12 protein-coding genes are annotated in these 14,499 nt (G+C 73.7%); 6 read left to right on the top strand and 6 right to left on the bottom strand.

Annotated elements, in window-relative coordinates:
- Window positions 1–5: 5 nt before the first annotated feature.
- From ACSURM_RS01285 to ACSURM_RS01275, 3 genes are all read right to left on the bottom strand, one after another.
- Window positions 6–2,810 (bottom strand): AAA family ATPase, encoded by a 2,805-nt coding sequence (locus ACSURM_RS01285; RefSeq protein ID WP_436952581.1) that lies wholly within the window; start codon window positions 2,808–2,810, stop codon window positions 6–8.
- A 233-nt stretch (window positions 2,811–3,043) separates the two neighbouring features.
- On the bottom strand, window positions 3,044–5,341 hold the full coding sequence (locus ACSURM_RS01280) for an ATP-binding protein (protein ID WP_436952579.1): 2,298 nt from the start codon (window positions 5,339–5,341) through the stop codon (window positions 3,044–3,046).
- Window positions 5,342–5,381: 40 nt separating this feature from the next.
- Window positions 5,382–6,308 (bottom strand): alpha/beta hydrolase, encoded by a 927-nt coding sequence (locus ACSURM_RS01275; protein ID WP_436952577.1) that lies wholly within the window; start codon window positions 6,306–6,308, stop codon window positions 5,382–5,384.
- 308 nt (window positions 6,309–6,616) lie between these two features.
- On the opposite strand from ACSURM_RS01275, the gene ACSURM_RS01270 reads away from it, so the two are divergent.
- From ACSURM_RS01270 to ACSURM_RS01250, 5 genes are all read left to right on the top strand, one after another.
- On the top strand, window positions 6,617–7,441 hold the full coding sequence (locus ACSURM_RS01270) for an oxidoreductase (protein ID WP_436952575.1): 825 nt from the start codon (window positions 6,617–6,619) through the stop codon (window positions 7,439–7,441).
- A 103-nt stretch (window positions 7,442–7,544) separates the two neighbouring features.
- Window positions 7,545–8,243 (top strand): TetR family transcriptional regulator, encoded by a 699-nt coding sequence (locus ACSURM_RS01265; protein ID WP_436952573.1) that lies wholly within the window; start codon window positions 7,545–7,547, stop codon window positions 8,241–8,243.
- A gap of 134 nt (window positions 8,244–8,377) precedes the next feature.
- Window positions 8,378–9,637: a hypothetical protein gene (locus tag ACSURM_RS01260; RefSeq protein ID WP_436952571.1), complete on the top strand. Its 1,260-nt coding sequence runs from the start codon at window positions 8,378–8,380 to the stop codon at window positions 9,635–9,637.
- Between the two features lie 97 nt (window positions 9,638–9,734).
- The gene (locus tag ACSURM_RS01255; RefSeq protein ID WP_436952569.1) at window positions 9,735–10,976 is read left to right on the top strand and encodes an ATP-grasp domain-containing protein; all 1,242 of its coding nucleotides are present in this window, start codon (window positions 9,735–9,737) and stop codon (window positions 10,974–10,976) included.
- 41 nt (window positions 10,977–11,017) lie between these two features.
- On the top strand, window positions 11,018–11,467 hold the full coding sequence (locus ACSURM_RS01250) for a cupin domain-containing protein (protein WP_436952567.1): 450 nt from the start codon (window positions 11,018–11,020) through the stop codon (window positions 11,465–11,467).
- Between the two features lie 115 nt (window positions 11,468–11,582).
- On the opposite strand, the gene ACSURM_RS01245 is transcribed toward ACSURM_RS01250, so the two are convergent.
- The gene (locus tag ACSURM_RS01245; protein WP_436952566.1) at window positions 11,583–11,972 is read right to left on the bottom strand and encodes a peptidase inhibitor family I36 protein; all 390 of its coding nucleotides are present in this window, start codon (window positions 11,970–11,972) and stop codon (window positions 11,583–11,585) included.
- A gap of 149 nt (window positions 11,973–12,121) precedes the next feature.
- Window positions 12,122–12,640 (bottom strand): sigma-70 family RNA polymerase sigma factor, encoded by a 519-nt coding sequence (locus tag ACSURM_RS01240; protein ID WP_436952564.1) that lies wholly within the window; start codon window positions 12,638–12,640, stop codon window positions 12,122–12,124.
- Between the two features lie 300 nt (window positions 12,641–12,940).
- Between ACSURM_RS01240 and ACSURM_RS01235 the strand changes: the two genes are divergently transcribed.
- Window positions 12,941–13,510, top strand: a complete 570-nt coding sequence (locus ACSURM_RS01235; protein ID WP_436952562.1) for a hypothetical protein — start codon at window positions 12,941–12,943, stop codon at window positions 13,508–13,510.
- A gap of 474 nt (window positions 13,511–13,984) precedes the next feature.
- Here the strand turns inward: ACSURM_RS01235 and ACSURM_RS01230 are convergent, their stop codons facing one another.
- Entirely contained in the window at window positions 13,985–14,413 is a 429-nt protein-coding gene (locus ACSURM_RS01230; RefSeq protein WP_436952560.1) for an Ohr family peroxiredoxin, read from the bottom strand.
- Between the last annotated feature and the right edge of the window lie 86 nt (window positions 14,414–14,499).

The raw sequence follows: 14,499 nt of genomic DNA, 5'->3' as shown, positions 1-14,499 counted from the left end.
CGGCGTCAGGCCGTGTGCGGGTCCCTCAGCACCTCGGCGAGCTGCGCCCGCGAGGTCACACCCAGCCGGGGGAAGACACGGTAGAGATACGCCCCGATGGTCCGGGGCGACAGGCCCAGCCGCTCGCCGATGTCCCGGTTGGACAGCCCCTGCCCGGCGAGTTCGGCGATCCGCAGTTCCTGGGGCGAGAGCAGGTCGCGGGCCGCGTCCGGGCGGGGCGTGCCGGGCGCGCCGCCCTCGGCCCGTTCGCCGGAGGCCCGCAGCTCCGCGGTGATCCGGGCGGCGCGCGCGGCGGCGCCCAGCAGGGCGAAGCCGGCCGCCGCCCGACGCAGCGCGGCACGGGCCTCGGTGACCTGCCGACGCCGCCGCAGCCGTCGGCCCCTGGCCAGCAGCAGCGCCGCCGCCAGGCCGGGCGAGCGGGACAGCTCCTCGGCGAAGGCACGCTCGGGCAGCGCCTGGGTGTCCTCGTCGTCCGCGAGCACGGCGCGCGCCACGGCGAACCGGGCGGCGACCACCCGGGGGCACCGCGATCCCAGTTCCGCTTCGAGCCCGTCCAGTGCCGCGAGCGCCTCGCCGGAGGCGTTCGCGGCCCCGGCGGCCTCCGCGAAGGGCACCAGGGCGAACAGGGCCGTCGGGCGGGTGCGCGGGTCCGCGAGGAGGGAAGCCAGCGCCGGCCAGGCGGCAGCGGACTCGCCCGCCTCCACCAGGGCACAGGCCGTGCCGACCGCGAGCACCGCGTCGACCGAACGCACCGAGCGGCGGGCCGCCGCCAGCTCATGGGCGCTGCCCGGGCGGACCGCGCCGCCGGTGCGCAGCGCTCCCGCCAGGTCCTCCAGCAGGCGGGCGGCCGCCGTGTGATGCGCGTGGCCGTACGCCTCGGCCAGCTCCGCGCACCGCCGGAACGCGTCGCCGCCCTGGCCCCGGTCGCCCAGGGCCAGGTGCGCCAGTCCCTGCCGGAGCAGTACCGGGGGCAGCCGGTCCGGCCGGTCGTGGAGGCGGTGGTCCCGCTCCGCCCGGCGGCAGAGGTCCAGCGCCGTCGGCGGATCACCCGCCATCAGGGCGGCCTCGCCCAGTCGTTCGAGGTCGCGCACCGGCAGGCCGGGCAGGCACCGGACGGCGGCGACGCCCGCGAGGACGGTCGCGGCCCGGCGGACCGGGTCGGCCGTGGCCATGGCGTGCAGCAGCCGGGGGTCGGCCGAGCGGTCCGGCAGCCCGTCGAGGAAGGCCAGCAGCGCGCCGGACCGCTGGTCGTCGCCCGCGATTCCGGCCGCCGTGATCCGCACCAGCTCCAGCGCGTCCTCCTGCTCGGCGGCACCCGTCGGTACGGGCCACACCGAGGGGTCGGCGACCGGCCGGCGTCCGTCCCCGGTCTCCGCGAGCGCCGTGGCGCAGAGCGTGCCGAGGGGGCTCAGGCGCTCGCGCAGGGCACGCCGCGCCAGCGTCCGGGCGGTGCGTTCCAGGCCGAGGCCGTGAGCGAGCCGGGCGGCCCGGAGAGCGCAGCGGCCCCGGTCGGCGGACTCCGGGTACAGGTCGGCCGCCCGGCGCAGCAACCGGACGGCCATCGGCGGCCCGTCCTGCTCCAGCGCGTGGCCGTGTACCGCTTCCAGGCGGGCGGCCAGCACCGGGTCGTACCCCTCCGCCGCCTCCGAACGGTGCCACAGCGCGCGGACCGAAGCGGGGGGCAGCACGGCCGCCAGCGCCGCGTGCGCGGCGCGGAGGCCACGCCGGTCGGTGCCGTGGACCACCGCCCCCGCCGCCGCGGGATGGCCGAAGCGGAGCCGCGGGCCGTCCGACACCACGAGGCCCGCCTGCTCCGCGGGCTCCAGCGCCGCGAAGGACGGTTCCGCCCCCGTGATCCGCGCCGCGGCCGCCAGCAGCACGGGCAGGTCCCCCGCCGGGTGCAGCGCCGCGACCAGCAGGAGGTGACGCGTCGCGCGGGGCAGCAACGGGACGCCGGGGGCCAGGGCGGCGGCCAGCCGGTCGGAGGAGGCGGGCGTCCAGGGCACCGGCTCCTCGGACCGGGCCGGGAGTTCCAGCAGCGCCAGAGGGTTGCCGGCCGCGTCCGCCAGCAGTTCGCGCACGGCCTGCGCGTCCAGGTCCGGGCGGCGCGCCGCCAGCAGTTCGGCGGACCGTAGCGGGGAGAGCGGGCCGAGTGGCAGCTCGGGAAGACCGGTGAGCGGGGACGTAGGGGTGCGGTGCGGGCGGGAGGCCAGCAGTACGGCCATCGGACGGCCCTCGGCGCGCCGGGCGACGAACGCCAGCGCGTCTCTGCTGGGTTCGTCCAGCGCGTCCCAGTCGTCCACGGCGATCAGGAGGGGCTGCCCCGTGTCGCTGACCGACTCCAGGAGGCCGAGGACGGCGAAGGACAGCCAGGACCGCCCGCCACGCCCGGGCCCGCCGTCGGCCAGCACCTGCCGTACGGCGTCGGACCGTCCGGCGATGGACGGCCTGCGGGGGCCCGCCAGGACCGGCCAGACGAGGCGGCGCAGGCCGGACGGGTCGGACGGGTCGGGCGGGTCGCCGTCCCGGGTGCCGGCGCAGCGCAGCACCCGCATGCCGGTGGCTGCCGCCGCCTGGACGGTGGCCTCCAGCAGCGCCGACTTGCCCGTACCGGCGGGCCCGCACAGCACCCGGGCCGCTCCACCGGCCGCGCCCTCGCGCAGGAACTCCCGCAGCGCCCGCAGCTCCGGATCCCGGCCGACGAGTACCGACCCGCTCCCTGGCGTCCCGCCCACCGGGGTGACGAGCGTCAGGGCGCGCCGCCTCTCCGGCGCCGGGGCGAGAGAGGAGAGCCTGGTCCGCGCGTTCATCGAGCCCCTTCCGAGCCAACGATCCACCCGTACGGGGGAGCGGTCCCGTACCTGCCTCCATCTCACGGCAGCGGGGAACGCGGAACCAGGCGGTTCACATGCAGCTTGCGCGGCGCCGAGCGTGCTGTTCGCCGCGTCGCGGAGGGCATCGCAGGGGTGCCGGTGCGCGGGCCCGCAGGCGTGGGCCCATAGCCCTGGGAGGCTCGCGGTCGGTGGCTACCGGGCGGGGCGGCTCAGGTCTGCCCGGACGGCGCGGGACCGGTGTGCGCCGGGCCGGCGTCCGGCGCTTCGGCCTTGGCCCGCATCCGTGCCGCGCGCGGGCTGTTGATCGCGCTCAGCAGGCCGGCCGCGCGCAGCCAGCTCTCCCGGGCCCCCGCCCGGTCCCCCGACTCCTGCTGCGCGGTCGCGAGATGGTCGAGCACCTCGGCCTGGTTGTACCCGTCGAAGGCCTCCCCGTACAGACGCAGGGACTCCCGGTAGTCGGCCATCGCGGCATCGAGCTCGCCGAGGTGCTGTCGGGCGTAGCCCATGGTGTCCCGGGCGGCGGCCTCGATACGGAGGTTGCCGTGCCGCCGCAGCAAGGGGACCGCCTCCTCGCACAGGGCGATCGTCTCCTCGTACCGGCCGAGCAGGGCGAGGTACCAGCCGACGGCGTTCATCTCGCGAGCCGCGGCCCCGGTGTCGCCCTCCGCGCGGAAGATCTCCAGCGCCTCGCGGGCGTGGTGCAGGGCCTCGGCGTGGCGTTTCTGACGGCCGCGCACCCAGCCGATGCTGCGTTCGGCGGCCGCGCGTTCCGCGGGAGCCAGCCGGGGCAGCAGCTCGCGCAGCAGGCCGACCTGCTGGTCGGCCTCGTCCAGTCGGCCCGTCTCCGCCAGCGCGCGGGCGAGTGCGGCGCGGTTGCGGGCGACGGCCGCCGGCTCGTCCAGCAGCAGGGCGGCCTCCAGACCGATGCGCTTGGTCTCGATCTCCTCCGTCCAGCGGCCCATGACCGAGTAGTAACTCACCCAGTCCGACGTGAGGGTCACGCGGAACCGCAGCAGCCGGGGATCGTCCAGGGCACGCAGCGCCGCCGCGACCGTCGACTCCTCCTGCCGGAACCAGTCCAGCGCCTCCTCCGGGGTGCCGAGAGCGACGCGCACGACACCCTCGGCCGGCGGGTCGGACGAATGGAAGGCGGGCCGCCCCAGGAGCCGGCCGGCCACATGGGCGTTGCAGCGCAGGTAGTCCAGCAGGCGTGACTCGGCGGCGAAGCGGTCGTCCCGCTGCTCCTCGACGAGTTCGGCGCCGTAGGCCCGCACCAGGTCGTGCAGCACGTACCGCCCCTCGGCGTCCCGGGACAGCAGGTTCGCCGACACCAGCTCCCGAAGGTGCCGCCGGGCCCCGGCCGTCGAGGTGCCCGCGAGCGATGCGGCGGCCTCCACCGACGCGGCCGGTCCCGGATGCAGCGCCAGATGCCGGAAGAACCGCCCGGCCGCCGGTGTCAGGGCCCGGTACGACCACGAGAACACGGCCCGGACGTCGACCCGCCGGTCACCGCTGGACAGGGCGTCCAACCGGGGCCGGGACTCCCGCAGTTCGCGCACCGCCAACCGCAGCGGAACGTGCGGCGACGCGCTCACCTGGGCACCCACGATGGCCACGGCCAGCGGCAGGAACCCGCACAGCTCCACCAGTTCCGACGCCGCCTCCGGCTCCGCCCGGCACCGCTCCTCGCCGATCCTCGCGGCCAGCGCGGCCAGCGCCTCCGCACGCGTCCACACGTCCAGACCGACCAGCGTGGCGCCCTCGGCGACGGCCAGGCCGGACAGTTGGCTGCGTGAGGTGACGATGGTCAGACACCCCGCCGACCCCGGCAGCAGCGGTCGTACCTGCTCCTCGTCGCGCGCGTTGTCCAGTACGACGATCAGCCGCCGGGACGCCGTGCGCTCCCGGAACAGGGCCGCCCGCTCCTCGGTGCCGTGCGGGACCGAGGAACTGGGCACACCGAGCGCGCCGAGGAACCCCGCGAGGGCCTCCGCGGGATCCAGGGGACGTCCCGACTCCTCGTAGCCGCGCAGGTTCACGTACAGCTGGCCGTCCGGGAACCGGTCCGCCACCTGGTGGGCCCAGTGCACCGCCAGTGTCGTCTTGCCGACCCCGGCCATGCCGCCGATCGCGGAGATGACGACATGCGCTCCGGGCCCGGCGACGTGCGAGCCGATCCGGTGGACGGCCGCGAGGGCCTCCGCGCGGCCGCGAAACGTCGCGAGATCCGGCGGCAGTTGCCGTGGGATCCGCTCCGGGCGGCGCGTTGAGGCATCCACGAATCCGCGGCGCTCGTCCTCGTCCAGACCCAGCGCGTCCATCAGCTCGCCGAGCGTGGCCTGGCGGGGCAGGCTCCGGCCCCGTTCCATGTCGCTGATCGCCCGGACGCTCACCCCGGACACCTCGGCCAGGCTCTCCAGGGTCAGCAGCGCACGCCGCCGCGCCTCCCGCAGCAGCCGGCCGAACTCCGACGTGCCCATCCCCACCCCCAGTTCCGGCATGGTCATTAAAGCAAGGCGGGGAGCGCCGGGCCGACGCCGCCGCCGGTCAGGCCGCGGTGCCCAGGGCGGGGGTGAAGAAGTCGGCGAGCTTCTCGACGGCGGGGCCGATGTACTCCTCCTTGTCGTACAGGTCGACGTGCCCGGCGCCCGGGATCCGGAACAACTCCTTCGGTCCGGTGGCCCGTTGGTGCGCCTCCACAGCCATCCAGGCGGTGACGGCGCGCTCGCCGACGATCTGGAGCATCGGGCGGGGGCCGATCAGCGGGACCGCGAAGAAGGCGTCGTAGAGGGCCAGCCTGTCGATGCTCTCCCAGGCCAGGAACTTGGCGGACCTCTCGTGCCCGCCGCGCGAGGTGCAGTAGTACTCGAAGCCCGCGACGCCGTGCTCACCGCCGAGCGCGCGCGCCTGCTCCGCCGTCTCCGGGAACATCGTCAGCACGCCGGGGTCCTCGCCGCGGGCGGCGGCGGTACGGGCCCGGGCGGCGGCGGCCAGCAGGGCCTGGAAGACGGCCGGGTCCTGGTCGCCCTCGGCGCCGAGGCGGAACTGGCGGGAGGGGTCGGCGGTGCACACGGTCGCCACGGCCCCGACCCGGTGGTCGGTGCCGGTCGCGGCCAGCGAGTAGCCGCCGGAGGCGCAGATGCCGAGCAGACCGATCCGCTCCGCGTCGACCTCCTCACGGGTGGTCAGGTAGGACACCGCGGCCTTGAAGTCCTCCACGCGCTGCGCCGGGTCCTCCAGTCCGCGGGGCAGACCGCCGGACTCGCCCTGGTGGGCGGCGTCGAAGGCCAGGGTGACGAAGCCGCGCTCGGCCATCAGCCGCGCGTACGTGCCGGACGTCTGCTCCTTCACGCCCGTACCGGGGTGGCCGACGACCAGCGCCGGGCGCGGCCCCGGCGCCGGAGTGCCGGGGGTGTAGAGGTGGGCGGCGATGCGGATGCCGGCGCTGTCGTAGGCGACGGTGGTCCTGGGCATGGGGCGCACTCCTGCGAAGAGGTCGACGGGGTGGTGGTGACCGTGCCGGGCGGTGAGCCCACGGGGGCGGCTGCCCGCCGGGCACACCTCCACCGTCCGCCAGCCCCCGCCCGGGCGGAAGAGACATGTTTCTGCCGGGGAAAGAACCTTCCCCCTTTACGGCTGCACGGCCAGGTGTGGCGCTCGTCACGGCGGGACTCCACGGCTCGACAAGAGGCCAGTGGACTCTTAATGTCGAAGTATAAAGGTCCACTGGCCTCTTAGCCGCTCGGCGCGGCGGACGCCCTCGACAGAAACCGAGGCACACCATGAGCAAGACCTGGCTGATCACCGGAAGCTCCCGCGGATTGGGCCGTACCCTCGCCGAGTCCGTCCTGCGGGTCGGCCACAACGTGGTCGCCACCGCCCGCCGCACCGAATCCCTCCGCGACCTCGTCGAGACGTACGGCGAGCGCGTGCGCCTGGTCACCCTGGACGTCACCGACGCCGCGGCGGCCCGGGACGCGGTACGGGCCGCCGTCGAGGCGTTCGGCCGCCTGGACGTGGTCGTGAACAACGCGGGCTACGCCGACATGGCCGCCATCGAGGACATGTCCGAGCAGGCCTTCCGCGACCAGATCGACACCAACCTCTTCGGCGTCGTCAACGTCACCCGCGCCGCCCTGCCGGTCCTGCGCGAGCAGGGCTCGGGGCACATCATCCAGATCTCCTCCGTCGGCGGACGCGTCGGCGTCCCGGGCCTGGGTGCCTACCAGGCGGCCAAGTGGGCGGTCGGCGGCTTCTCCGAGGTCCTCGCCCAGGAAGTCGCACCGCTCGGCATCAAGGTCACCGTCGCCGAACCCGGCGGCATGCGCACCGACTGGGCGGGCTCCTCCATGGAGACCCCGCCGGTCAGCGCGCCCTACGAGGCGGTCGTCGGCGGCGCCATAGCGGCCATCCGCAGCGCCGACGGCAAGCAGCCCGGCGACCCCGAGCGCATCTCCCGGATCCTGCTGGACATCACCGAGGCCGAGGAACCGCCGCTGCGCCTGCTGCTGGGCAAAGACGCCGTCGCCGTCGCCCAGGCCATGGCCGAGCGGCTCGCCGCCCAGGACGCCCGGTGGCGCGAGGTCAGCGAATCCGCCGCCGCCTGACCCGGCCTCCCGGGTCCCGCCGGTGCCCGCACCGGCGGGGCTTAGGGTTGCCGCAGGCGGCGCAGGGCGCGCGCCGCGGGCACGTTCCCTGAGGAAAGCGACGATGACAGACCACCGGCCGACGGAATTCCAGCGGGCGCGCAGCGCCGAGCAGCGCGAGGTCCGCAAGCGGGCCATCCTGGACGCCGCCACCCAGCTCGCGGCGGAAATGCCCGTCAGCGACATCAGCCTGCGGGAACTCAGCCGACGGGTCGGCCTGTCGAAGACCAATGTGGTGCGCTACTTCGAGACCAGGGAAGCGGTCTTCTTCGAACTGCTCAACCGGAACCTCGCGCGGTGGATCGAGGAACTGCCCGCCGAACTGGCGCCCGCCGTCGCGTCCGACGCGTCGGGGGGACCGGCGTCCGGACCGGTGCCGTCCCAGGCGCTGACGGACGCCCTGGCCCGTTCCCTGGCCCGGCGGACCCTGTTGTGCGACCTGTTCAGCTCGCTGGGCCCCGAACTCGAACGGAACATCTCCGCCGAGTCGGTGCGCGACTTCAAACTCGTCCACATCCGGCTGCTGGGCGACCTGGCGGACCTGCTACGGCACCACCTCCCCGGGCTGACCCCCGCGGCCGCCGTCGAACTGGTCTCACTGACCGTGGTCTGCACGGCCGGGCTCTGGCCCTTCGCCCATCCCTCACCGGCCGTCGCCGAGGCCCAGCGGGACCCCGGACTCGCCCACACCAGGGTCGACTTCGCCGAGCGGCTGGGCCGTACCCTGCACGTCGCCGTCACCGGGCTGCTGACCCTCGGGTGACGCGCACCCCATCAGGTGCCGGTCGCGGCGCGCGGCGGCTCGGCACACACGCTGTGCACATGTTTGCGTCCCGCACTTCACACGTGTTTTCCGGTGTCCGATGAACCTTTTCCTCCCGCGGTCTCGTTCCCCTCATGAGACGTGCCCGCACCATGGAGGCGAAGGTGAAGAAGGAAGACCTGTTCTCCCCGCAGGGGCATACGGCCCGTCACGAACCGCCGGAGCGTCCGCCACGCGGCCCCGAGCGGGACGCGGGTTCCCTGTTACGTTCCCCGCTCGGGCCCTATGTGCTGAACCGGCTGCCGGCCGACCTGGCCGCCGTCGCCCAGGGCCGCAGCACGTATGAACAGCTCGCGGCGGAGCAGTGCCGCGTGCTGCGCGAGGCCGGCGCGGAGGACGGACCGCTCGCCACCGATCCGTCCTCCGCGCGCCTGGTCCAGCTCGACCTGCTGTTCATGCTCAACGGATACCTCCCGGCGGGCCCGACGGCCTTCCCCCGCCCGCTGCTGGCGGCCCTGGCGGCGCAGTGCGACCGGTATCCCTCGCTCGACCCGCACATGAGCTACGAACTCCTCATCGACGTCAACTGCGCCGAGTGGGAGGGCACCGGGCACATCAGGGTCTTCTCCGAGGGCGAACTCGGGCGCCTGGAACGCGACTTCTACCTCGGGCACCATCTGGCGGAACCGGCGGCGCGCGGCGCCTTCGACCGCCTGGGCTCACTGGTGCTGGAGCCGGACGCCGTGGACCCGGCCGCCGCGCTGGAGGAGGCGCTGCGGGGCCTCGACGACTTCCGGCGGTACATGGCGCAGTACGGCAGGCTGCCCAGGGAGGCGTTCCAGGCGTTCCGCCGCTATCACATGAGCCATCCGAGCGGTGCCCGCGGCGCGAGCGGCGCGTTCATGCCGAGCGTGCAACTGCTGGAACTGGCGCTGTTGGCACCGACCCCGTTGTACGAGCTGTACCTCGACCAGTCCCTGGCGTACTTCCCGGCGTGGTCGCGGCCCGTCGTCTCCGAGTGGCGCGAACGGTCCCGCGCCGGCGACAACGTCGTACAGGCGGTGCTCGACGGCCGTCTGAAACCCGACCGCCGCGCCGCCGTCGCGCTGCTCGGCGTGATCGACACGTTCGTGGACTTCCGCATGGTGCACCTGGGCGTCACCAGGAAGGCGATACCGGAGGCGTTCGACCCCTCCGCGAGGCCCACCCGGCGCGGCATCCTCGCCCAGGACGGCGAACGGGACTTCCTCGGCGGCGCCGGGCCGGGTGGCGGCCGGGGCGACGAGCTGGGCACATCCGGCTTCAGCGTGCACAACGTCCTGACGAACGCCGTGCACCGGCTGTTGCGGGCACGCCGCCGCGTCGCCGAGGCCCTCGGCCCGGTCACGGACTGACCGCGCACCGCCACCGGGACGGCCCCACGCACGGACAACGCACCGTCCCGCCCCGCCTGGTGCCTCCCCAGGCACCCACCCGCGAAAGGAACACCGTATGCCCGGCTTCCAGGTGGCAGTCGTGGACGCCTTCGGCACGTCGCACCGCTATGTGGACGCCTTCGCCGCGGTCGGCGGCTCGGTGATCCACGTCCGCAGCACGCCGGACCTGCTGCCGGGAGTCGCTCCCGTGGACCCGGCGAGGTTCAGCCACACGCTGTTCGACGAGGGGGACCTCGACGACCTGACCGGGAGACTGGAGAGGTTGCGGCCTGTCGCCGTGCTGCCCGGCCGGGAGTCGGGGGTGGAGCTGGCCGACGCCCTGTCGGAGCGGCTGGGGCTGCCGTCCAACGGCACGGCGCTCAGTGCGACCCGGCGCGACAAGTACCTCCAGATCGAGCGCGTCCGGGCGGCGGGCGTGCCCGCGATGCGGCAACTGCGCACCGGCGACGAGGCGGAGCTGCGCGCCTGGCACGCGGACCTGGGCAGGAGTGCCGTGGTGAAGCCGCTGCGCGGCGCCCTGGGCCACGGCGTGCGGTTCTGCGACGCGCCCGACGAGTCGGCCGCCGCGCTCGCGGCCCTCCGGAACGAGACGTCGGCGCTCGGCGAGCGGATCACCGAAGTGGTCGCCCAGGAGTATCTCGTCGGCGCCGAGTACATCGTCAACACGGTGAGCTGCGAGGGTGTGCACACCGTCACCGACGTCTGGAGCACGGACCGCGTCACGGCCAACGGCGTCCGGGACCTGGTCGTCGCGCAGATCCTGCTGGACGGTGACGACCCGTGCACCGGCGAACTGGTGCCCTACGCCTTCCGGGTGCTGGACGCCCTCGGTGTCCGCCACGGCCCCGCCCACCTGGAGATCAAGCTGACGCCGGACGGGCCCCGGCTGGTGGAGGCCGGTGCCCGGCCGTCCGGGCTGCCGTACCACGTCGCGGACGCCATCGGCGAGGGCCAGCTGGAGTGGGCCGTCGACGCCTATGTCAGACCGCGCAGATTCCTCGCCCGGTCCGGCACCCCGTACCGGCGCAGGACCGCCGCCGCATGGGCGGCCCTGGTGTCACCCGCGTCCGGTCGTCTGGTGCGCTACCGCGCCCTCGACGAGGTGCGGAAGCTGGAGAGCGTGCGCGAACTGACGCTGCTGGTCCGGCCGGGCGAGGAGATCGCGGCCACCACGTGGGACCTCGAGTATCCCGTCGTCCTGAGCCTGCGGCACCCCGTGGAGGCGGTACTGCGACGCGACCTGAACACCGTGCGGTACCTGGACGGTGCCGCCATGTACGAGATCGACACCCCTTAGCGGGCGGCACACGTCCGCCCTACACGAGTGAGGACACACCTATGACGTTCGACCGACGCCAGCTGCTCCGTGCGAGCGGCGCCGCCGCGGCCGGGGCCCTCGGTGCCGCGGCCCTGCCGACCCCCGCCACCGCGGCCGGGCCGGCCCGTCTCCCCGCTGACTCCGATCCGACCGCGGGGGTGACCCGTACCCTGCTCCAGGAGCATCCTTCGCCCGCCGAGGGCTGGGAAGCCGTGCAGACGCTCGTGCAGATCCCCCGGCACAAGGAGTCGGGCCGGCACAGCCACCCGGGCATCGAGGTGGGCTACATCATCCGGGGTGACGTCCTGATGGAGTTCGACGACCGGCCGCCGCTGCGGCTGCGCACGGGCGACCCGTTCTTCATCCCCGACGGCGTGATCCACAACGCCCGCAACGTCGGCACGGTCACGACGATGATGCTCTCCACCTACGTGGTCGACGCGACCAAGCCCCTGGTGACCACCTACTAGAGCGGGTCCGGCAGGGCCCCGCCGCCGCTCGGCGCGCGGGCGACCGAGCCGGGCGCGACTGTGGCCCGCCGGACCGGACCGGCGGGCCACAGTGTCGGTCACGCGGCAGAAACCGTCAGCAGGCGCCGGGCCGCACTGAGCTGATCTTGTCGTTCCAGTAGGGGTTCGGGACCCTCATGTCGACGATCGAGGTGTGCGCTTCCACCGTGAACCGGTCGCCCGAATAGTTGTTGTCGACGTACAGGCAGAAGGCCGAGCCGGTGAAGTTCTGCACCGACGAGGTCTTGTCCTGCATGCTCCCGCTGGGAAGCGCCGCGACCTTGCCGAGGTCGCTCTCCGATTCCCAGGAGGCGAAGCAGATGTGGGTGCCGTTGTAGTTGATGTTGTCCCAGAGCACGAGGGCACCGTCGCAGCTCGCGGCCGGCGCCGCCGAGGCGGGGGAGACGCCGAGAGTCAGGGCCGCGACAGCGCCGCAGGCGAGAGCCGTGAGGGAACGAACGAGCATGGCCGTCCTTCCGGTCAGAGGTGTGACACGACGGCCCGCCGGAATCAGGAGGGTCTGCCGTGTCACTGGGTCAGTCAGTACACGGCCGGGGCGGGTCCCCGGGTTCACACGAACGTCGGGCGCCCGGAAGACCGGGATCCGGAGGCCGTTCAGGCCGCCTCGGGCCGTACGACGGCACGCAGCTTGCGCAGGGCGTTGTGCTGACGGCTCTTGACGGTGCCGACCGGTACTCCGAGGATGCCGGCGGTCTCCTGGATGGTGCGGTCGCACAGGTAGATGTGCACCAGTACCGCGCGGTGTTCGGCGGACAGCTTGCGCAGGAGCGGCCGGACCACGAGACGGTCGTGCACTGCCCCGGTGCCGTCGGCACCCGGCATCGGATCGTTGTGGGCGTCCCCGACAACCTCCCTGCGGGCGTGGGGCTTGCGCACCCAGTCGATGACCAGGTGCCGGGTCACGGTGAAGAGCCAGCCCCGCACGGATCCCTCCATCCCGAGCAGGCGGTCCATGCTCCGCCAGGCGCGGATGACGGCCTCCTGCGCGATGTCCTCGGCGAGTCCGCGATCACCCAGCATCTTCTCGGCGTACGAGACGAGACCCTCGCGGTGCTCCCTCATGATGACGCCGAGCAGGTCGGATCGGGATACGGCGGTGAGGGGGGTAGCCATGGCGTGATGAACCATCCTGGTTCTGTGTAGTGAGGCGAGTCGGAGGCCGGGTGCCGGGCGCGTCCGCCGCGACCGCATATGTCACGTGCGACATGCCGCGTGTGAACCCGCGGTGTGCCGGGCGGCAGGGCGGGCGTGTGCGGTTCGGCCACACACCCGCCGGGCACCCTGTTCATGCGTGCGTTGGAGGCAGGGCCGGAAAACCAGCCCGGGGAACCGTCTGGTCGACACTTGTCCGCAGTGGGAGCCTCGGCGTGGGTACCATGCGCAACGTCGTCCATATCGAGGGAGTGAACGGTTGTGACGAGCGAGTCGGCCGCCACGCTCCGGTCGCGGTACGTGGTACAGGCCGCATCGGACCTGGAGGAGAACCGCCGCCTACAGCAGGAGCTGACAGAGCGGATCAAGGTGTTGCAACAGCAGGAGGCCCTCCTGAAGGACATCCTGAGCCTCGCCGAGCGGTACGAAGGGTTCGCGGACCCCTCCCGTCTGCCCGAGCAGATGCAGGACGAGCCCGTCGTCGCGAAGTCGAAGCCCGCCCCCCGGGCCGCCTCGCGGCGCTCGTCACCGGCGGGTTCCGCCCGGGCGGGCAGGGCGGCGAAGGCCGGCGCGAAGGGGAAGCCGCGTCAGCCCCTGCTCGGCGACCTGCTCGCCGAGCTGCTCGGTCAGTACAAGGAGCCGCGCCGGGCGAAGGATCTGCGGGACGAGCTCCTGGAGAAGTACCCCGACCGCGACCCGACGCCTCAGGTCGTGCGGAACACCCTTGAGTCCCTGGTGGCCAAGGGCCGCATCCGGCGTCACAAGCAGGAGCGTTCCGTCATGTACACCCTGGTCCGGCCGGGCAAGGGCGCGACGGGCGACGGCGACTGACACTCATCCGCTCGTCCCGTCGGCTGAGCCTCGTCGCCGCCTTGACACACGCCGGGACCACGACATGTGCCGACGGCGACGTCCCGGCCCGGTCTGGGACCCGGATCACAGGAAGTCCGAGGCCGTCGGGCCGAACCCGGACAGCGCCACGCTCGCCGACCAGCTCCACACCTGCGTGGCGTCCGGCCCTTCAGGCCCTTGAGGGGCTCCCGAGGCCCCGGCCCGCCGCTCGCCGGAGCCGGCAGCGGTCCGGCCGTGGATGCCATCCGATCTGCCACGGACGGAGGTCACCGCTTCAGGCAGTGATGGTGCTGATGTGGGGACGGAGCGGCGATGTCCGGTCTTCCGCCCGGATGGGTGTGCCATGGAGGCCAACGTCCTGCCCTCGCTCTTCGGTGGACGGTGCGGGTGTGCGGGAGGGGAGGGAGCGGGTCCCGTGCCGGGGGAAGGAACACGGGACCCGCCGTCAGAGGGTCAGGCGGCAGCCGTGGCGTTGAGGACGACGGGGATGTTGTCGCGCGTGGCCTTCGAGTAGGGGCAGATCTGGTGCGCGGTCCGCGTCAGTTCCTCGGCCGTGGCCTGGTCGACGCCGCCGAGGACCGGGCTGAGGGCCGCGGAGAGCGAGAACTCACCGTCGTCGCCGTGGGTGAGGGTGATCTCGGCGGTGATGCGGGTACTGGTCAGCCGTATCCCGCGGGTCGTGGCGGCGCGGCGCAGGGCGCCGAGGAAGCACGCGGCCCAGCCGGCGGCCAGGAGTTGCTCGGGGTTGGTCGCGGTGCCGGCGCCGCCCAGTTCCTTGGGGAGGGCGAGGCCCGTCTCCAGAAGGCCGTCGGAAGAGCGGGCGTGGCCGCCATTGCGGCCCTCTCCGTCGACGTCGACGACGGCTGTGTAGCTGACTGCCATGACTGGGGCTCCCCATCTGGTTCGCATAGGTCTTCGCCCACCTCCCTTTCGGGACACTTCAGGCGTCACCGGTTGAGGTGGTGACG

Origin of the sequence: Streptomyces sp. SudanB182_2057, assembly GCF_964272715.1 — a bacterium.
GTDB classification, from domain to species: domain Bacteria; phylum Actinomycetota; class Actinomycetes; order Streptomycetales; family Streptomycetaceae; genus Streptomyces; species Streptomyces rubradiris.
Note: the sequence above shows the minus strand (reverse complement) of the source record. Positions and strands in the feature narration are given on the sequence as shown.

Bases quoted from the DNA above. Each gene is read 5' to 3' on its own strand.
- ACSURM_RS01285 (WP_436952581.1), bottom strand. From the start codon at position 2,810: ATGAACGCGCGGACCAGGCTCTCCTCTCTCGCCCCGGCGCCGGAGAGG.
- ACSURM_RS01280 (WP_436952579.1), bottom strand. From the start codon at position 5,341: ATGACCATGCCGGAACTGGGGGTGGGGATGGGCACGTCGGAGTTCGGC.
- ACSURM_RS01275 (WP_436952577.1), bottom strand. From the start codon at position 6,308: ATGCCCAGGACCACCGTCGCCTACGACAGCGCCGGCATCCGCATCGCC.
- ACSURM_RS01270 (WP_436952575.1), top strand. From the start codon at position 6,617: ATGAGCAAGACCTGGCTGATCACCGGAAGCTCCCGCGGATTGGGCCGT.
- ACSURM_RS01265 (WP_436952573.1), top strand. From the start codon at position 7,545: ATGACAGACCACCGGCCGACGGAATTCCAGCGGGCGCGCAGCGCCGAG.
- ACSURM_RS01260 (WP_436952571.1), top strand. From the start codon at position 8,378: ATGAGACGTGCCCGCACCATGGAGGCGAAGGTGAAGAAGGAAGACCTG.
- ACSURM_RS01255 (WP_436952569.1), top strand. From the start codon at position 9,735: ATGCCCGGCTTCCAGGTGGCAGTCGTGGACGCCTTCGGCACGTCGCAC.
- ACSURM_RS01250 (WP_436952567.1), top strand. From the start codon at position 11,018: ATGACGTTCGACCGACGCCAGCTGCTCCGTGCGAGCGGCGCCGCCGCG.
- ACSURM_RS01245 (WP_436952566.1), bottom strand. From the start codon at position 11,972: ATGCTCGTTCGTTCCCTCACGGCTCTCGCCTGCGGCGCTGTCGCGGCC.
- ACSURM_RS01240 (WP_436952564.1), bottom strand. From the start codon at position 12,640: ATGGCTACCCCCCTCACCGCCGTATCCCGATCCGACCTGCTCGGCGTC.
- ACSURM_RS01230 (WP_436952560.1), bottom strand. From the start codon at position 14,413: ATGGCAGTCAGCTACACAGCCGTCGTCGACGTCGACGGAGAGGGCCGC.